This is a genomic window from Pantoea sp. X-Soil-YNGN-785, assembly GCF_059730585.1.
On sequence record NZ_AP035944.1, the window covers coordinates 129,338 to 147,093 of the forward strand.

Genomic DNA, 17,756 nt, shown 5'->3' on the forward strand with positions numbered 1-17,756 from the left:
GCTTTCTTGGTGCTGCCATACCACCTGCTGCGAATCTGTCTCTGTGGCAGCCGCTGCCAGTTTAAAAGGAATGGCCGAAACGCGCGGTGTGCCAGGCGAGATTAACCAACACCCTTCACTGATGTTTCTGATCGATCACTGTCAGTTACAGGACGATCGCGTAACTATCCGCAGCGTCGCTGATAAATCAGCATCGCAACGGATAGCATCGGTGCTTATCGTTACTGCGCGAAGCCTTTCTGTTTATCACAGCTTCCGTGGCAGCCGCGACAACCCCTATTTTCCTCTGTGAGCATAACCGGTATTGCCTGCACCCTGTTTCCCGCTTTACGCAGTGTCAGCAGGATGATTCCATTCAGCACCAGCACACTTATCAGGCAGACTGCACTGAATGCAGGATGCTCGTTAAACGTGACTGTCTGATAAAAGAGTGTCGCCATGGTATAGGCGATATTAAGCCCCCATAAGAATGAGAACATCATCCACTTTTTCCCGGCCTCACGCGCGATCGCACCCATGACTGAGACACAGGGAACGTAGAGCAGGACAAAGATTAAGTAGCTGTAAGCGGCAAAGCCGCTGCCAAACTTGGCTGACATCACGCCCATCGAACCGGATGCCATCTCACCATCGCCTTTACTGGCATCGATGGGATGGGCCAGCGCATCAATTCTGAATGCAGCCGTCAGGCCCGCCCAGGTCTCTGTCAGCGCCTCTTTCAATTCGTCCGCCAGGTTAAAAGCCTGCGGATCAAATACGCTGCTCTGAATCGCCTCAGTGGTGTAAAGGCTGTTAAGCGTACCGACCACGACCTCTTTTGCCATAATGCCGCTCACCAGCCCCACTGTCGCCTGCCAGTTATCCTGCGTCACTCCGATTGGCAGAAGCACAGGCGTGATGGCTTTACTGGTCGCCGCCAGCGCTGAGTGGTTTATGTCATCAACCAGCTGGCCATTGAATGCAAAGCTGCTCAGCACACCAATCAGCATACTTACCAGGATGATGACCTGACCGGCACGCACTACAAACATTTTCAGCCGTTGCCAGGTCTGCAGCAGCAGGCTTTTAAGATGAGGCCGGTGATAGACCGGCAACTCCATGATAAACGGTGAAGCTTCGCCACCCAGCAGGGTATGCTTGAGCACCAGTCCGGTCGCAATCGCCACTGCAATGCCCAGCAGATAGAGGGAGAATACCAGGCTGGAGCTGTGAGCATCGAAGAATGCCGCGGCGAACACCGCAAAGATTGCCAGCCGCGCGCCGCAGGACATAAAAGGCGCAATGAGAACTGTAAGCAGACGCTCACGTGGCGTGTCCAGCGTCCTCGTACCCATTACCGCCGGCACATTACAGCCAAAGCCGACAATCAGCGGCACAAAAGATTTTCCCGGCAGGCCCAGTGACTGCATCAGCCGATCCATCACAAAGGCGGCGCGCGCCATATAACCTGAATCCTCAAGGAAAGAGAGGAACAGGAACATCAGGCCAATTTGTGGAATGATTGGCAGTACGGTATTGATGCCGGCGCCGAGTCCCTGCGCCAGAAAAACCGTCAGCCAGGCCGGGAAGTGACAGACATATCCCAGCCATTGTGCGCCATGAATGAATATCGCCACCGAACTGCCGTCGAACAGCGGCTGAAACGCGGCACCAATGTTAATTGAGAGCACAAACATCACATACATCACTGCCAGGAATATCGGAATGCCCAGCCAGCGGTCCAGCACAATGTTATCAATCTGGCGGGTAAGACTGGCCGGGATGGCCTGATGAATGTTACTGACGGCTGCGCAGACCGCGTTAATGGCACGATAGCGATAATCGGCAATCTGTACACCCGTATCGCCGCCCGCCCGCTGCATAATCTCAGGCAGGGATGGAAGCAGTTCCGGGCAAAGTTTCTGGCTGTTGATATCGCCTTCAAGCAACTGCAATGCCAGCCAGTATCTTTTCTGCGGAGCCAGCGTCGCGGACATCTGCAGGCTGAGCAGCTCAATCGCAGTTTCAATCGCGGCCGGATATTGCACCCTTTCCGGAGCGCGATAAATATGCGGCTGGTCAATCAGTGCTTTTAGCTGAGCGATACCGTCGCCTTTGGTTGAGGTCAGTGAAACCACCGGACATCCCAGGCGGGCTGACAGCGCTGCGGCATCATTAGTGATGTTCTGACTTGCGGCAATATCCTGCATGTTCAGGGCGACAATACAGGGTACCCCGAGCTCAAGCAGCTGAAAGGTCAGGAACAGGTTACTTTCCAGACTGGAGGCATCAACGACGTTAATCACCACATCGGCGTGATCCTGATAGAGATACTGACAGGCGATGCTCTCATCAATCGAGCTTTCAGCGGATAGCGTAGTCAGCGAGCGAGTGCCAGGCAGGTCGATGAGCCGGACGTCAGACTGTGCAGTAAAAAACTGGCCCTCTTTACGTTCAACCGTGACACCAGCCCAGTTACCGACCCGCTGGCGGGCACCGGTCAGCTGATTAAACAGCGTGGTTTTGCCGGTGTTGGGATTGCCTATCAACCCGATGGTGATCTTTTTCATCAGACGATCTCCTCCAGAATGATGTCGGCCAGATCACGCTGTCGCACCGCCAGGCTGACACGGCGGGTACGAATCTGAACCGGATCGCCCATAGGTGCCACGCGAATAACCTCCACCACTGCCCCAGGCAGCATGCCCATTGTCAGTAATTTCTGCCGCCAGGCGGAATTTACCGATGGCTGATAACCAAGAATCCGGTAAGTGCTACCCATGTTAATTGCCATACGACGCTCTGCCTCTGATAAAGAAGCTATCATTTTATAAATGATAAGCGTTTCGGTTTTTGATCTGGGATCGCACAGGTAGGGGAAAACCGCTGTTATTGTCAACAACAGCTCAACAGGCAGTTAACTCGTGGATTACCGGAGAGGGTTCAGAAGTCCGTCTTTGTCTTGTACCCGGGTGAGAGCAATATTTTCACCATCTGACGCCTCGCCTGCCGGTGTGTTCATTCGATACGAGCTCAGACGAAAAGCGAGCTGGTCAGCAGAAGGGATGTCATTCTGTTTTGGTGTTTATAAAGCCCGTAACAGAATAGCTTTTTAGTTACATCATTCAATTAAGCTAAAACAACAATTACGGCCCTTTGGGCCGTGCGGGGCGGCTTGTCAATGAGCACTCGGATTTTCAGAACAGCTCGGTTAGTTTTGACTAAAACGCGCATACTTCACAGGAAAACCGGCGATTCAGCTGACAGCATAGAAGTGTGTTGTAACTAATATATAATTTTTCCAGAACTGACTCTGCACCAGCTTTTTTAAGCCGTGAATCCACTGTCTAATCCGGTGTTAAGCCTTGAAGATTTTGTCATCGCTATCTTGCCGGGCAGGTTCCGTAGATATTTATCGCTTACCTTAGAATATCTGCCTGGGAATGTGCATTATAGAAAAGACAGTGACCCGGCTTCAGGTCACTGCCATATCAGTGGTAAATACAGGTTACTTCATGACACGAACAGTTTTCACATCAATTTCAACGCTGTTCCAGTCTTTGTCGACTTCGCCTTCAATGCGCACTTTGTCAGCGGGTGACAATGATTGTCCCATCCAGCGCTTATCGTCGATATCGACATAAATTGTTCCGGTACTATCTTTAAATTCGTAAAGCTCATGCCCAACCTGTCTGATGATATTGCCTTCCAGAACAACCCATGCATCATCCCGCAGTGTTTTAGCCTGGGCGACTGAAGCGACACCCGGTGTCGGGCCTTTAAAACCACCCTGTGAAGAACCCTGCCCTGCCGGATTAATAAATCCTTCCTGCGCAGAAACACCCAGACTCATACCTGCTAATAACACCGCTAATATAATCTTTTTCATATTTTTATCTCCGTTAAATTTCCAGGGTAATTTACATCGCAGATCTTAACGGGATCTTAAGAAGCTTTATTGTCTGCACGTGTTTTGAAAATATCACCAGTAATGTGAGCACACTATAAAACTATCAAAGTGGCAACCAAAGTTAAATTAATGTTGCTTTCAAAAAATAGCCATCCAAAAACCTTTTAACGAACTCGCTGTAATTAACACCTTATGCAATATGACAATGTCTATAATTAATCCATTCATCCTTCCGCACAAATTACTTAGCCCGCCTGCATATTAGCGGCTATCCTTTGCTGGCATAGATATGTCCCAGTATTAATTTATTCTGTATCGCAGCTTTGCTCATGAAGTATTTTGTACTACTTATAACCACTCTTTTGAGTGGTTTTTTATGCCTCATGGACGGCGGTGTAAAGCAACTGCAGTACACCACCTAATCAGTTTTTCATAACCTTTCCACCCAAAGGTACAGGTAACAGAAGCCGTGAATGGCGTCAGGACCTGCCTGCATAAGCAGAATATTAAAGAGTTAATCGCCATGTATCGCATTGCGACGCTTATCAACAACGTGGTTGTAAGCGCTTGCCAGTGATACAGGCAGCGATGAATGCAATTTTCTCAGGCTCACAGTGTAAGCCTGAGAATTAACGGATCTTAGTTCAGTCTCTGAGCATCAGCCTCAGCTTCTTTTAACTCCATTTTTTCAGATTCAAGCTTCAGCTTCTTCTCGTCTACCCTTGTAGTTTTTTTCCTGATCTTATCGCTGCGGCCATCCGCTTCGGCTTCAGCCAGCTCCTGCTGAGCTTTCTGAAGTTCAAGTTCTGCCTTTTTGACCTTCATCTCGCGTTTACTGACCTCATGAGAGGCACGCGTTGCCTGACGTTCATCAGTGCAATAGGTCTCAATTTTGTCGCGGGCAATATCGAGTCGTGCTGATTCAGCGCTATTCCCCCGGCTTTTGGCCACCTCAATTTTTGCTGAAATATCTGCCAGCTGATCTTTGCAGGAATCAGTTGCAGCAAATACTGTTAATGGTGACGTGATAAACAATAAAGCAACAACTGCTTTTTCATAGCCATATTAAATCCTTGTTAAAACAGACTAATCAGAGTGATATTGCCGGTTTACTATAGTGAAGCGATCCAAAGCCACAACATATAATTTGAAACATGAAATTATCACGTCATCAGGGAGTCGTTGTTAAATTGCGGTTTAAATCTCAATAACTTCAGCGGAAATGGCATCATTAAAAATCCAGCATTGCAGCGCAGCTTTTTAATGCCTTAACCTTTCAAATAACGAGAAGAATTTTAACAATCCCCTGAGTATCCTGTGAAAATGATCCAGATCATTTTTTTACGCATTCGGCGCGGGACTCCCTGATTGTTATCATATCGTTTAACAAACACAGCTAATAATGCCGCATCTTCTTAAAGAACAACGACTGGAAAGTAAAATGACCTCTTTCAAACATGGCAGAAAATTCGCCAATGCTTTCGTGATGATGGCTGCAGTTATGTCCATTTCCGCCTGCTCTGGCAATTATATCATCTCGACCAATGACGGCCACATGATAACGACGCAGGGTAAACCCGTCAGAGATAAAGAAACCGGCATGCTCTCCTATAAAGATGCAGACGGAAACATACATCAGTTGCAGCAGCGCGATGTTAAAGAAATGGTACAAAAGTAAATCCTTTTAAGCAACGATCCTGATTAATTTCCTAAAATTTCCTGATGTGGAAGAAATAAGCAATGAAAATTTCCTTAATTAGCCTTGGCTTACTGCTGTGTATCTCTTCATCTGCAATGGCCATTGGCCTGAATGCTGAACAAGGTAAAAACACCTCTGCACTGGATGCTGAAATTGGCCGTTCATCCGGCGGACTCTATCTGGACAGCCAGTGGATCAAAAATACGGCAGATGGTGTGCAGATTGGTCAGGCGGGTACCGGTTATAACCTGGAAATCGGTCCTGTGATGCTGACCGCTGGCGTGAAAGCGACTTATATCGGTGGCAAAAAAGGGGATAACGGCGTCGCATTTCCTGTCGGAGGCGGTGTGAAACTCAATCTGCCTGCCGATTTTGCGATTTATGGTGAAGGGTATTCCGCGCCGGAACAGCTGACCAACAGCGTTAAGAATTTTGTGGAAGCAAACGCCGGCGTCAGCTGGTCACCTCTGGGTCCGCTGGTTTTAAAAGTGGGCTACCGTTACGCGGGTGTCGACGGTAAAGATGGACGTCCGGGTCATACGCTGATCGATGGTCCCTACATCGGTGGCGGTCTGACATTTTAATGTCAGATAAAAATTTCTTTTTGGCTGGTGAGGAAGCCTATTCAGATAATTAGACTGGCTTCTTTACTGAACAACTTGCCTGAACGCTGGCGGGTATTGCTGAGAAACAGATGATGAAACCTCTAATGCTGATGTTGTTCACTCTTTGTCTGACCGGATGCGTGCAATACAAATGGGTTAAGCCCGATGCATCTGAGCAGCAGGAAACCATAGCGGAAACAGCCTGTCAGGCTCAGGCGCTGCGGGATTTACCGCCTGATAATATCGTCAGCGGTAAATACACCTCGAAAGACAGTAAATATAAAACGACTGATACCGACTACTCAACCAGTGACGCCAATGAAAGTCAGCGCGAGATACTGGTGAAAGATTGCATGTTTAAAAAAGGCTGGCAACAGATTGAGGTTCAGCAATAGCGGTCTGTGAGGCCAGGTCAAAACCTGGCCTTTTCCTGTGAGTTTTACTTGTTCCACTCAGCGTTTATTTCTGCATCATCTTTATGCTGCGCAGAACGCTGACGCCGGCAACGCTCTGAGCAATACAAAACTTCATTCCAGCACTTCTCCCACTTTTTACGCCATGACATCGGTTTGTTACAGGTTTTACAGTAACGAACAGGTAATGACTTTTTATTGCCTTTAAACACTTCAGACCTCTGCAGAAGTAATCATCGCGCTGACGTAAACGCATCAGTTGTCAAGTGTAGCTTAGCCTGCGGTAATTCCTCCCCATCTCTGCGATAGCTACGTGCATGGTGTTCAGATCAGGCAATGCGGATGCCTGTCCTTACCCGCCTAACCCCAGAACGGATTTACAGTGCAAATTTATCATTAGCAACTATTTAAACTTGCGTTGCTCTGCAACCTCAGAATGAACCCTGCATAAGTGAAAATCCACAGGGTTAATTACACCAGGCAACAGTCCAGCGCAGTTCATACCCGCACTGGTCAGGCCGGTTATTGATTACTCTGTTCATCTATACGTTACGTGGTGGACTTGAAAAAAGAAGAGGTTGTCAAACCAATTATAAAACTGGCCGGGATTGTGCAAATAAATGCTTGATTTAATGAGACTTAAGCAATAATCCTGGAGAAAAATGGCATTCAGGCTTGAATCCACAGCATGTCGTGGGCTTATTAGCTGCAGATGCTGAATGAACAAAGGGTAATTATTACCGTAAATAATCATTTTAATGGCAGCAGGCAGGCGATGATTCTGCTTAACCCGTATCCATCTGTGTGAGTGCACGGCATTTTTCACGCATATTTAAACCAATCGGCAGACAATTTCGCAGCACTGCTATGCGTTATGTTACGTTCCTGAAAAAAACAGGGAGGTATAAATAAATTAAACTATTATCATGAACTTACCACTATGATGCTGAATCAGCTTTTTTGACAATAAATTAGCGAAATAATTCATAGCAGGATTTTTACAGCGAAATTACGCACAGCATCATTGCTCTGAGCAGTAGCTGCGTGTGAGCTTTGCAGCTGACGTTATCCTCTTTCTCAGGAAAAGCATGCGAATAGCGAAGCGACTCCGCTGACACTGCACAAAAACCAGCACGATTAATCCATAACCCTGCTAAATTACCCCCCACGTCTCAGGTAATACGGGTTTTAGCCATTTGAGTGAAGTGAGTAAAAAAATGGCGTAAATTTACTTTTGTTTAACCAGCATGCGTTAAATAGAGTTTCAACTCTCTCAGAAACAGATTAATATGTTAAGGTTGAACTATTGGTTCTGTATTATGATTCTTCGAAGGCAAGCATTTTAAGAAAAGCAGGTCCGACGAAAAGCATCAGCGTGAATCCGCTCTGTATTTTTATTATCTGAACATGACTATGGTGACTTTGATGAGTGACACTCTCAACAGCTTGAATAATATCCGTACCCTCCGCGCAAATGCTCGCGAGCTTGACCTTGCTGCCCTGGAAGAAATGCTGGAAAAACTGTCGGTTGTGGTCAGTGAGCGACGTGAAGAAGCTCAGGCTTCTGAAGCGGCTAATCGTGAAAAAGCTGAGAAGCTGGCAAAATACCGTGAATTACTGTTGCAGGAAGGTATCGACCCTAACGAACTGTTAAATGGTATGCCGACTACTCCCGCTGAGAAGAAAAAACGTGCGCCTCGTCCGGCTAAATATCAGTATACCGACGAGAATGGTGACGTTAAGCAGTGGACAGGTCAGGGCCGTACCCCTTCGGCGATTAAATCAGCCATCGATGCAGGTAAATCGCTGGACGATTTTCTGATCTAATTCAGGATGCCTGGATGAGAACCGCCTGACGTTGCTCAGGCGGTTCTTTATCAGCAACAGACGAAAAACACTAACTTCATACTTCCCCTGCCTGTACATACGCTGCTTATCCATCTTTATACACAATCATGCACAGAAACTAACCTGAATGTAATTTCCGAAATGCTCTGCGCAATTTCGCTGCAGATAAAAGGTTTCATTCACTTACCTTAGCCGTTTTATCAATTTACAACAGACCGGGAAACACGTGCGATGATGATTTCCAACCCGTTCTGCTGGCCAAATGAAAGTTCGGGCGTATTACCATCAGGGTCGCCAAAGAATGCCCGGTAACTAACGGTTATTTCAGACTGCTGCGTAATACCCCTTCGCGACGCGAAATTGCCACCTGTTCATCTATCTCTTCGCGACGGCCGCAGGCTAAGCCAATACGACCCAAAGGCCCCAGCGGCGTACTGTTACTGTTATCTGATTGCACCAGCACCAGAGCAAAAGGTCCGGTCAGTTCTGACAGCCATGCGATTTTCTGCGCGTCCGCAACGCCCGATTCTCGCCGATGTATTACCCGCATCCGGCATAACGGCGATAAAAATCCACGCTCTTTACTGAATCGCGTACCAGTGCAAGATGAGTGGAACCGGTATCGTCTGACATGATCGCTCCCTGTTGAAGTTGAGCGATCATCGTGCCACAGGGCAGTTCAGAATTTCATCATGCGTGCTTAGCCGGACGTTCTTCACACATTACCCGATTGCGCCCTGCCCGTTTCGCACGATACAAAGCCTCATCCGCGCGCTTTATAAGCCCCTGTTTCCCATGCTGTAAATCAGTAGCGAAATACATGGCACAGCCAGCACTCAGGGTGACGTGCTTTTGCGGCAGCTCAGTAGTCATATGCGGAATAGCGAGCCGATTAACGGCTGCGATGATGGACTCCGCCAGGTCTACTGCAGTGGACAGCGGTTGTTCAGACAGAATGATGGCAAACTCTTCGCCGCCATAGCGGGCGGTGAGCTCGTTTTTGCGCCGGGCGGCGTGCTTCAGAACGGTGGCGACTTTTTTCAGGCAGTCGTCACCGGCAACATGGCCATAAGTGTCGTTGTAACGTTTGAAATAGTCGATATCAAACAGAATCAGTGACACGGGCAGGCCACTCAGTTCCGCATTCAGCAGGCTTTCTGTCAGCATGTGGTCGAAATGGCGACGGTTAGCCACTCCTGTCAGCCCGTCACTCTGTGCCTGATTTTCCAGGGAGCGATTCGCTGCAGTCAGCTCATCACGTAACCGTGTCAGTTCACGCTGATAACGCAGCGTATGGCGCGCCTGACGCAGCACAAACGTACCCAGTAAAAGAATAACAAGTAGCAGAGCGAGGCTCAGAATCAAATCCTGTACCCAGCTCTTTAGCCAGTGGTTAAACAGCGCTCGCTTGTCGTAACCCGCGGCTACCACCAGCGGATATCGCTGTGAACGGACAAAGCCGAAGATGCGTTTTTTACCATCAAGCGCAGCCGTCCACTGACCGCTGCCTTTATCCGAATTCGCCAGGATCTTCATGAACAGCGGACTCACTGAAAGATTTTTGCCGATATAGCTATCGGGCATTGGCCGGGCGTAAAGGACCGTACTGTCTGCCAGCATCAGCACCAGCACATCCCCATCGCTGAGTTCGTAGTAGCTATAGAAACGGCGAAAGTAGTCCACTTTGATGGTGGCGAGCAAAACACCCTTAAAACCGTTGTAAGCATCATTGACGCGCAGGGTAACCGGAATGACCAGCTCGTGCGTAGTACGGCTGCGAATGACCGGGCCGATATGCAGGTTATTGCGCGGGCTGGCGCGATGATAATCGAAATACTCACGATCGGAATTATCAACGCCTGGCGGTATTCTGCTCATCGAGGTGGCTATCCATCGGCCCCGCTCATCATAGTAGAACAGGCCGTGAAGTTGCGGCAGGCGGCTCTGCAACAGATGCATTGTCTGACTCAGCGCCTTACCCTCTGCGCCGGTGGTGGCGAGCTGCTTTTCAAGCTCGCGTTGCACTTCGCGCAATGAAAGTTCGGTTTGCAGAAACGTATCGTCAGCCTGACGCGCCTGCGACAGTGAAAGATTCACGGCCGTATCCTCAGCTTTACGGACGGTTTCATTCCAGTCTTCCCGCAGCGTCCAAAGATTCAATCCAATTACCGCCACGGTGAGCAATACGCCTGAGAGCATAATGCTTCTCAGCAGCGGCGAAATTTCTGGCGCAGAACCATCATTTTTACGGCGAAACTTCATGCCTGTCCTTGATAAACCCTGTTGACTGATTTAAGCACAGTTAGTCAAAAGCAAGAATGCAAATCCCGCAATACCGCTTCGATAATGACAATCCCTATTAAACCAGCATAATTTGCTTAAATCCTCTCCTTAAATGGCTCAACCGGTATCCATAATGCAGGATTTATAGCGAATTAACCCACATTTAAGCTTCAATTCTCAGGCAGGTAAATGTTACCCTTGGTGGCTGAATAATTTGCACTTTATTGATTAACTTGAGTATTTGAGGAATTTTATGACTAAGAACCTGAGCAGCCTGAATAATATCCGCACGCTTCGTGCAGAGGCGCGCAATATGGCTTTGGATATGCTCGAAGAGTTGCGCCAGAAATTAGAGACCGTGGTAAATGAGCGTCGTGATGAGGAAAACGCACGAGCGGCAGAAGCCCGTGAAAAAGCGGAGAAACTGGCTTTTTATCATGAGCTGTTAATGGAGGAAGGGATCAATCCGGCGGAACTGGTGAATAGCGATGCTATTGCGGTATCCGGGAAAAAGAAACGCGCGAAACGTCCGGCGAAATATCGTTACACCGATGAAAATGATCAGGTACGCGAATGGACGGGTCAGGGCCGTACTCCCTCCGTCATTAAGGCGGCGATTGAAAATGGCCAGTCGCTGGATGATTTCCTGCTTTAGTCGCAAGAATTCCTGCCGGATCACACATTATCTTCCGCAACTCTCGCGTTGTTCATCTCCGGCTGTGGACCGCGAAACGTCCGGCGCCACTCACTGGGAGTGACGCCAAACCGGGATTTGAAACGCTGCCGGAATGAAACAGGCGAATCAAAACCTGCCCTTGCTGCCACGCTTTCAATACTGATACCGGTGGTTTCGAGTAACTGCTGACTATGCTGCAGACGCTCAGCAGTCAGCCACTCACCCAGTGACATGCCCGTCGCCTTGTGAAAATGGCGCGTCAGCGTCCGCCTGCTCATACCAAGCGACTGTGACAGGGTGTCGAGATCCTGCGGCTGATGGATAGTCTCTCGCAGGGAGGCCAGCAGCGCATTGATCCTGCCGTCGCGGGTCGTTTCCGGAACCGGCCGCTCAATAAACTGCGCCTGCCCACCTTCACGGTAAGGCGGCACCACCATACGCCTGGCGACCCGATTCGCTACAGCGCTGCCATAGTGCTGACGAATGATGTCCAGACAGCAGTCGATACCCGCCGCGGTGCCGGCAGAGGTGATCAGACGATCGTCCCGGGTATAAAGGGCATTGCTGTCGAGGTGAACCTGTGGAAAGCGTTCGCTGAAATCGCGCTCAAATTCCCAGTGAGTAGCAGCACGATGCTGATCAAGCAGGCCTGCATAAGCCAGTACGTAAGTCCCCAGACAAAGTCCGACCACCTCTGCGCCACGCTGCCAGGCAGCTACCAGCTTATCCAGCAGCGCCTGCGACGGTTTTTCAGCCGGATTATGCCAGTATGGCACAATAATGATATCGGCCCGATCGAGCAGGCCGAGCCCGTTTGCCTCCATGATTGACAGCCCCATATCTGAGTTCACCGGGCCTTTTTTTTCTGCGCAGATATCAATCTGAAACAGACCCTGCTGCGGGAGAGCAGAGCCGAACAGAATGCAGGGAACTGAAAAATGAAACGGACTAAAACCGGCCGTTGCCAGCACCGCGACGTTCAGAGCAGTCATCTTATCCCCTTTTTATGAAACGCATGATTTAGCCCTTACCGCGTAGCTGTGCCGGTTCAGGACGACGATGCTCAGAATGTCATTGCTTCACCATCTTCCGGGATCAGTACCCGGTCAGCAATACCCTGTTCCAGGGTGTAAGCGCGCAGTTCAGCGCGTGTCAACAGACAATGGTTAATCGCTTCCATGTGCGAAGTCACCAGAGTCGCTTCAGGCAGAATATTGAGGGTGCGCAGCGTATCCTCCTTTCCCATAATAATGGGGCCATAGAGATCGTTAGTCGCATTGCCGGCATTGATTACCACGACCTGCGGCTGAAAACGTTGCAGCGTTCTGACATAAGGTTTAACCCAGACGGTATCCCCGGCAATGTAGAGCGTTTTTTCGGACGGATGGGTAAACACCAGACCGCAGGCATCGCCCAGAATATCGCCCATGACTTTGTCGGCATACAACGCATTGCTGCCATGCTGACCCTCCGTTTTGTGGATCGTCAGGCCGTCAACAAACGGATTTTCATCCTGCAGCACCCGAACATGTGCAAAACCCTGCGAACGAATCAGCGCTGCATCACGTTCATTCTGGCTATAGATCATCATCGTCTTTGGTATCAGCTGCTGCGCGGCCTCGTCCCAGTGGTCCATATGTGTATGGGTGACAATCACTGCGTCTACCGCCAGCAGTGCCTCAACCGGGAGAGGCAGTTCAGCCATGGGATTGCGCAGATGGGGACGGGCATTACCGGCAAAGCCAGGCCACGCGTCTTTATCTGCCAGCATCGGATCGATCAGGAATTTTTTGCCTGCATACTCCAGCAGCAGTGTGGCGTTACGAATCTGGGTCAGTTTCATTTTGTGCTCCGCAAAGGGTCTCTTTGACACCAGCCAGACTTACAGGCTGCGATAAATTCACTTTACGGCACTTTCTGACCTGCGCGTGACAGGCTCAAAGGACAGTGTTCGATGGATTCGGGCCACTTTTGAATGTATCGCTGACTGGAGTCTGAGGGTGATGGAAAAATGGGCATGACCTGAGTGTGAAACGAATTTTCAGTATCAGGGCTGACAACATGAGGACAAAAAAATGCCGCAGCAGGCTGCGGCATGTTCATTTCAGGTTCGCATCAGAAATCGGCTTTCAGAACCACACGGTAATTGGCTTTACCGGCGCGGACGTGATCCAGCGCTTTATTGATGTCTGACATCGGGAAGAACTCAACCTGTGGCGCAATATCTGCACGCGAAGCGAGTCGCAGCAGCGAACGCAGCTGGCCTGGTGAGCCGGTTGATGAACCGGTTACCGCTTTGTCACCCAGGATCAGATCAAACGCGCTGACTTCAATCGGCTTCATCACGGCACCCACGGTGTGGAATTTACCCTGAGGCGCCAGCGCGGCGAAATAAGGTTTCCAGTCCAGGTCGACTGCCACGGTGCTCAGGATCAGATCAAAACGACCCGCCTGCTTCTTCAGGGCTTCAGGATCACGGCTGTTAACCACTTCATCCGCACCCATATCCAGAATCGACTGCTTCTTATCCGGCGTTGAGCTGAAGGCCACGACTTCGGCACCCATCGCGTGCAGGAGTTTGATCGCGATATGGCCCAGACCGCCGATACCGATCACGCCAACACGGCTGGTCGCCGTAATGTTGCTCATCAGCAGCGGTTTAAATACGGTAATACCGCCGCACAGCAGCGGACCGGCGCTGGCCGCATCCAGTTTTTCCGGCAGCGGGATAACCCATTGCCAGTCGGCGCGCAGCTTCTCGGCAAAACCACCCTTATTCATGATGGTTGGGATGCTGCCCTGCTGACAGTTAACCTGCTCGCCGTTGATACAGGCATCGCAGTGCTGACAGCTTTTAGCTGTCCAGCCGATTCCTACACGCTGGCCGATTGAGAGACCTTTGCTTTTAGCCGCTTCGCCAAGGGCAGAGATGCGGCCGATCACTTCATGTCCTGCAATCACCGGGAACTGAGAGATGCCCCACTCGTTATCGATCATCGACAGATCTGAGTGGCAGACGCCACAATATTCGACCTGGACTTCGACTTCTTCGGCTGCCAGTTCGGCGGCATCGTACTCATAGAGTTCAAGGGCCTGGCCAGCCTGCATGGCTGCATAACTTTTGATTTTCATTAGTACCTCTGCGTGGTTAATCACCGACAAGTGTAACAACTGAAAGCCTGCCTTGCCTGGCCGTTACGCTTACACCGCACTTTTTTGTCTTTTATGCTGATAAATCAGCCTTTAACCTGCGCCCCGGAAAGCGTTTGTAACACTTTGAGCTGCGCGACCGCTTCCTGCATCGCATCCATTCCCTGCGTCAGTTCACGCAGGCTGCCGAGATGCTTCGCAATGTCGGCGCGCTCATGTCGGGTCTGCTGATTCATGGCCGCCAGCGTATCGGCCGCGCTGATACTGCGCTCCGCCATCTGTGCAGCCGTCTGCGCCGAGTCACTCGCCACCAGCCGGATACGTGAGATGGTGGTGACCGCCTCGCCAATGTTACTCGCCGTGGCTTCGGCCTGCTCTTTCGACGAATGTGCCAGACGACGAACTTCACCCGCGACTACCGCAAAGCCGCGGCCGGCCTCGCCTGCGCGTGCTGCTTCGACGGCGGCATTCAACGCCAGGATGTTGGTCTGGAAAGCAATATTGCTGATGCCATGTGTAATCTCATTAATGCCATTCGAGATTTTTTCCAGATCGTCCAGCCCTTCATCCAGCCGGCCCTGCGCCTGCTGACTCTCAGTGGCGATGTTGCTGATGTTACGGATACTGCTTTCTGCAAGGCTCAGCGTTTCTCCCTGGCTGTGCGTCGCCGTTTCGAGTACCGGTAGCGCCTCCATCAGCGGCGTCAGCGCCTGCTGATAGTTGATAACCCGATCCAGCACCCGCGTCTGAATGGTGTTCAGCGCTTCCCAGCGGCGTAACGCGCGCTGCGCGTAATGGGCCGCATAGCCGGCATACTCCACCGGGAACTGGCTCATCGCTTTGACGTCATGATTGAAAAACACCAGCGCAGAAAGCGTCTGGTTGATAGGCACGCCCAGGATTTCACCAAAGCTGGAAAAACCGGCGGCGGCAATCCCTTTGAAGAAATGAGCATTGTGCAGCTTATCGGCATTACCGACACGACGCAGGATACAGTCGTTCATCAGAATCGCCGCGGGTTTGCCGTGCCGGGCGGTAAAAGCCTGCCATTCCTGCTGTGTCGCCTGTTTAAAGTCTTTTTCTTCCATCAGGAACAGCCGATCGCCAAACTCAAGGTCACAGAAAAACTGCACGCCACCCGATTCAATTTTGGCGATTGAGCGAATAAAGTATTCGCCGCCGACTTTGACACCAAAGGTCAGCCCCTTCAGGCGTTCAGTCAGCTGCGCCTCGGTGCAGTTAAGATGCTCACACAGCGACGCCACAAACGGCTGCTGCTGTCCCTGGCGGTTAAACACGGAAGTGACCGTACGCGCAATCGGATCGGCTTCAGCAATCAGCCAGCTCTGCTCGCGTGGCGTGAAGTTCTGGCTTTTGAACGGTGCAAAGGATTTTCCTGCTGCTATCTGGCAGAACACGATGACGGCCTTGCCCTGCAGCACCCTGCCACCCGCACCAATCCAGGTGCCATCAAAGGTAATTTTGCCACCGGCTGAACCGCCAATCGCCAGGCACGGGAAGCGCCCGCTGTTATACCAGGCCTGCATCAGAAAGCCTTCTGACGCCGACAGGCCGTCGCAGTAAATCATCGCAAAAGTCCGATCGGCCGAGAGCGGCATCCGCACCTGTAACCGCATCAGCTCCTGCTGGATGGCGGTGATACGCTGACTGGCGGTCTGCGTATCGGCAACATGCAGATCGACAATGTGCGTTTCATGGCTGGCGATCAACGTGTCGGGCAGCCAGAGATAGCTTCCTTCCGGGCCATTGCCATCACAGTAGGTGCTTTGTGATCGGCTGCTGCTCAGCGCACCATTGGAGGAAAGCGTCAGTACCGTCAGATCGGGGGTGTTAAAGCGCTGCCAGGCCTGGCTGACCCGCTGAAAATCGGCTTCAGGCGGAACAAATGTCATCAGAATGCCGCCCGCGCGCGAGCTTAAACCAATGGAGGAGAGTGAATCTGGCAATGCACGACAATCCCAGGTGCCATTCGCTGGCTGGCTGCTACGCCTAAGACGGGCAACAGGCAGGCGTCTTTTGATCGTCTTAATGATCGACATATTATTATTTTCACTTTTATATTAGTAACTTGCGCTTAAATTCGCGCTTTCTGGTGTGTAGAAGGAGGGCTAAATGCAGGTCCGTTCGCGTTCAGAACTCGGCGCTGAGTGCCGGGTTCATCATTGAGTGGCGCGCTCAACGCCATTGGGTTATCGCCACCAGCGGGAAAACCTTTAGCGATTGCTGCAGTTGGTTTAATGAATGAAGTTGTTACATTTTAGTAGCATAAAATAAGCCGGGACAGGACTGTGGCGGGCAGATGTAAAGCTGTGCTGGTGACTGATGATTACTTTTTGCGATGCAGACTCATCCGTTTTTAAGGACCTGGGTCTCTTTTATTGTGGCTGTCGGAAAAAGAGAGCGCTCAGAAGGTTATTCTGCCGCCTTCACGCGTCTCTCTTCATCAGGCCACTTCACCGCTAAAAAATGAGCAGCGCTCTACTCATTATGCACTCTGCTCCTGCCAGTGCCGCTCGCAGCGCTCCCGTGCTTCCGCAGGCAAATCGCGTAAATCGGGCAGCGTATCGCCGGAACCGTAGCCCATTGATCCCGTCGCTTCCTGCTGTTCATCCTGCGCGGCGAAGCTGATTTTTTCCTCCAGTTTCTGCCAGCCATCGCCCTGCTGTCGTGAGATCACAGCAAAAGTGGGCGTCTGTGCATCATCGCCGTAGATTTCATATTTCTGCTTCTGCTCGTCAGAACCAAACTCAAGCGTGTCGATTAATGTCGCGTCGCTCATAGCATTCTCCTTTTTCGTCAGGCCTTTAAGCGTAGTTCATCGGTCTTTGCCCTGCTGCGGCGAACAGGCAGCCGAAGTTTAATCTCTGACTTATCAAGGTATTAACGCTGTGCATTTGCATAAACGAAGCGGTCGACTAAGCTTCCTGGTGTGACTAGCTAGTCCTTTTTATCTAATGGAACATTGATATGAGGTCTTCCTATGACACAACAGAAATACAGAGGTGGTGCCGGTAATTTTGCCAACGATCCAGAACGTGCGAGTGAAGCTGGCAGTGCAGGAGGCAAGGTCAGTGGGGGCAATTTCAAAAACGATCATGAAAAAGCCAGGGAAGCCGGTCGGAAAGGAGGCAAGATTAGTCGCCGCCCTTCTAAGTAATTCTGAATAAAGCGC

The 17,756-nt window shown here is 50.6% G+C and carries 17 protein-coding genes and 1 pseudogene; 6 read left to right on the forward strand and 12 right to left on the reverse strand.

The window, feature by feature from the left end:
- Positions 1-221: 221 nt before the first annotated feature.
- From feoB to AC6I8E_RS22290, 4 genes are all read right to left on the reverse strand, one after another.
- Positions 222-2,549 (reverse strand): Fe(2+) transporter permease subunit FeoB, encoded by a 2,328-nt coding sequence (gene feoB / locus AC6I8E_RS22275; RefSeq protein WP_497824929.1) that lies wholly within the window; start codon positions 2,547-2,549, stop codon positions 222-224.
- The gene (locus AC6I8E_RS22280; RefSeq protein ID WP_013356535.1) at positions 2,549-2,773 is read right to left on the reverse strand and encodes a FeoA domain-containing protein; all 225 of its coding nucleotides are present in this window, start codon (positions 2,771-2,773) and stop codon (positions 2,549-2,551) included. Before AC6I8E_RS22280 ends, feoB begins: the two co-directional genes overlap by 1 nt.
- A 714-nt stretch (positions 2,774-3,487) precedes the next feature.
- The gene (locus tag AC6I8E_RS22285) at positions 3,488-3,868 is read right to left on the reverse strand and encodes a YgiW/YdeI family stress tolerance OB fold protein (protein WP_095708248.1); all 381 of its coding nucleotides are present in this window, start codon (positions 3,866-3,868) and stop codon (positions 3,488-3,490) included.
- Between the two features lie 660 nt (positions 3,869-4,528).
- A complete protein-coding gene (locus AC6I8E_RS22290; RefSeq protein WP_497824930.1) occupies positions 4,529-4,924 on the reverse strand; it encodes a DUF1090 family protein in 396 nt (131 codons plus the stop codon).
- A gap of 406 nt (positions 4,925-5,330) precedes the next feature.
- Here AC6I8E_RS22290 and AC6I8E_RS22295 point away from each other — a divergent pair, with 406 nt between their 5' ends.
- The 3 genes from AC6I8E_RS22295 to AC6I8E_RS22305 all read left to right on the forward strand — a co-directional run bounded on the left by AC6I8E_RS22295 (position 5,331) and on the right by AC6I8E_RS22305 (position 6,588).
- The gene (locus AC6I8E_RS22295; protein ID WP_081917246.1) at positions 5,331-5,567 is read left to right on the forward strand and encodes a YgdI/YgdR family lipoprotein; all 237 of its coding nucleotides are present in this window, start codon (positions 5,331-5,333) and stop codon (positions 5,565-5,567) included.
- Positions 5,568-5,629: 62 nt separating this feature from the next.
- Positions 5,630-6,172, forward strand: a complete 543-nt coding sequence (locus AC6I8E_RS22300; RefSeq protein ID WP_013356529.1) for a YfaZ family outer membrane protein — start codon at positions 5,630-5,632, stop codon at positions 6,170-6,172.
- 110 nt (positions 6,173-6,282) lie between these two features.
- A complete protein-coding gene (locus AC6I8E_RS22305; protein ID WP_013356528.1) occupies positions 6,283-6,588 on the forward strand; it encodes a hypothetical protein in 306 nt (101 codons plus the stop codon).
- Positions 6,589-6,632: 44 nt separating this feature from the next.
- Here the strand turns inward: AC6I8E_RS22305 and AC6I8E_RS22310 are convergent, their stop codons facing one another.
- Positions 6,633-6,818, reverse strand: coding sequence for a DUF2256 domain-containing protein (locus tag AC6I8E_RS22310; RefSeq protein WP_013356527.1), 186 nt, complete (start codon positions 6,816-6,818; stop codon positions 6,633-6,635).
- Between the two features lie 1,213 nt (positions 6,819-8,031).
- Between AC6I8E_RS22310 and AC6I8E_RS22315 the strand changes: the two genes are divergently transcribed.
- Entirely contained in the window at positions 8,032-8,433 is a 402-nt protein-coding gene (locus AC6I8E_RS22315) for an H-NS family histone-like protein (RefSeq protein WP_013356526.1), read from the forward strand.
- A gap of 221 nt (positions 8,434-8,654) precedes the next feature.
- On the opposite strand, the pseudogene AC6I8E_RS22320 reads toward AC6I8E_RS22315, so the two are convergent.
- Together AC6I8E_RS22320 and AC6I8E_RS22325 are read right to left on the reverse strand one after the other, a co-directional pair.
- A pseudogene (locus AC6I8E_RS22320) lies at positions 8,655-9,090 on the reverse strand (VOC family protein).
- A gap of 54 nt (positions 9,091-9,144) precedes the next feature.
- On the reverse strand, positions 9,145-10,716 hold the full coding sequence (locus tag AC6I8E_RS22325; RefSeq protein ID WP_013356523.1) for a sensor domain-containing diguanylate cyclase: 1,572 nt from the start codon (positions 10,714-10,716) through the stop codon (positions 9,145-9,147).
- A gap of 274 nt (positions 10,717-10,990) precedes the next feature.
- On the opposite strand from AC6I8E_RS22325, the gene AC6I8E_RS22330 reads away from it, so the two are divergent.
- The gene (locus tag AC6I8E_RS22330; protein WP_147789869.1) at positions 10,991-11,392 is read left to right on the forward strand and encodes an H-NS family histone-like protein; all 402 of its coding nucleotides are present in this window, start codon (positions 10,991-10,993) and stop codon (positions 11,390-11,392) included.
- A gap of 20 nt (positions 11,393-11,412) precedes the next feature.
- Here AC6I8E_RS22330 and AC6I8E_RS22335 read toward each other — a convergent pair whose 3' ends face one another.
- From AC6I8E_RS22335 to AC6I8E_RS22355, 5 genes are all read right to left on the reverse strand, one after another.
- Positions 11,413-12,405: a GlxA family transcriptional regulator gene (locus tag AC6I8E_RS22335; RefSeq protein ID WP_147789868.1), complete on the reverse strand. Its 993-nt coding sequence runs from the start codon at positions 12,403-12,405 to the stop codon at positions 11,413-11,415.
- Positions 12,406-12,476: 71 nt separating this feature from the next.
- On the reverse strand, positions 12,477-13,256 hold the full coding sequence (locus tag AC6I8E_RS22340; RefSeq protein ID WP_095708242.1) for an MBL fold metallo-hydrolase: 780 nt from the start codon (positions 13,254-13,256) through the stop codon (positions 12,477-12,479).
- Positions 13,257-13,528: 272 nt separating this feature from the next.
- Complete coding sequence (gene ahr, locus AC6I8E_RS22345) at positions 13,529-14,545, reverse strand: NADPH-dependent aldehyde reductase Ahr (RefSeq protein ID WP_013356519.1); 1,017 nt, start codon at positions 14,543-14,545, stop codon at positions 13,529-13,531.
- Positions 14,546-14,649: 104 nt separating this feature from the next.
- Positions 14,650-16,623, reverse strand: coding sequence for a methyl-accepting chemotaxis protein (locus tag AC6I8E_RS22350; protein ID WP_147789867.1), 1,974 nt, complete (start codon positions 16,621-16,623; stop codon positions 14,650-14,652).
- Between the two features lie 446 nt (positions 16,624-17,069).
- Complete coding sequence (locus AC6I8E_RS22355; protein ID WP_013356516.1) at positions 17,070-17,363, reverse strand: hypothetical protein; 294 nt, start codon at positions 17,361-17,363, stop codon at positions 17,070-17,072.
- Positions 17,364-17,564: 201 nt separating this feature from the next.
- Between AC6I8E_RS22355 and AC6I8E_RS22360 the strand changes: the two genes are divergently transcribed.
- Complete coding sequence (locus AC6I8E_RS22360) at positions 17,565-17,741, forward strand: con-10 family general stress protein (protein WP_009093122.1); 177 nt, start codon at positions 17,565-17,567, stop codon at positions 17,739-17,741.
- The last annotated feature ends 15 nt before the right edge of the window (positions 17,742-17,756 follow it).

Coding starts and splice junctions, on each gene's coding strand:
- feoB (WP_497824929.1), bottom strand. CDS start 2,549: ATGAAAAAGATCACCATCGGGTTGATAGGCAATCCCAACACCGGCAAA.
- AC6I8E_RS22280 (WP_013356535.1), bottom strand. CDS start 2,773: ATGGCAATTAACATGGGTAGCACTTACCGGATTCTTGGTTATCAGCCA.
- AC6I8E_RS22285 (WP_095708248.1), bottom strand. CDS start 3,868: ATGAAAAAGATTATATTAGCGGTGTTATTAGCAGGTATGAGTCTGGGT.
- AC6I8E_RS22295 (WP_081917246.1), top strand. CDS start 5,331: ATGACCTCTTTCAAACATGGCAGAAAATTCGCCAATGCTTTCGTGATG.
- AC6I8E_RS22300 (WP_013356529.1), top strand. CDS start 5,630: ATGAAAATTTCCTTAATTAGCCTTGGCTTACTGCTGTGTATCTCTTCA.
- AC6I8E_RS22305 (WP_013356528.1), top strand. CDS start 6,283: ATGATGAAACCTCTAATGCTGATGTTGTTCACTCTTTGTCTGACCGGA.
- AC6I8E_RS22315 (WP_013356526.1), top strand. CDS start 8,032: ATGAGTGACACTCTCAACAGCTTGAATAATATCCGTACCCTCCGCGCA.
- AC6I8E_RS22325 (WP_013356523.1), bottom strand. CDS start 10,716: ATGAAGTTTCGCCGTAAAAATGATGGTTCTGCGCCAGAAATTTCGCCG.
- AC6I8E_RS22330 (WP_147789869.1), top strand. CDS start 10,991: ATGACTAAGAACCTGAGCAGCCTGAATAATATCCGCACGCTTCGTGCA.
- AC6I8E_RS22335 (WP_147789868.1), bottom strand. CDS start 12,405: ATGACTGCTCTGAACGTCGCGGTGCTGGCAACGGCCGGTTTTAGTCCG.
- AC6I8E_RS22340 (WP_095708242.1), bottom strand. CDS start 13,256: ATGAAACTGACCCAGATTCGTAACGCCACACTGCTGCTGGAGTATGCA.
- ahr (WP_013356519.1), bottom strand. CDS start 14,545: ATGAAAATCAAAAGTTATGCAGCCATGCAGGCTGGCCAGGCCCTTGAA.
- AC6I8E_RS22350 (WP_147789867.1), bottom strand. CDS start 16,623: ATGTCGATCATTAAGACGATCAAAAGACGCCTGCCTGTTGCCCGTCTT.
- AC6I8E_RS22355 (WP_013356516.1), bottom strand. CDS start 17,363: ATGAGCGACGCGACATTAATCGACACGCTTGAGTTTGGTTCTGACGAG.
- AC6I8E_RS22360 (WP_009093122.1), top strand. CDS start 17,565: ATGACACAACAGAAATACAGAGGTGGTGCCGGTAATTTTGCCAACGAT.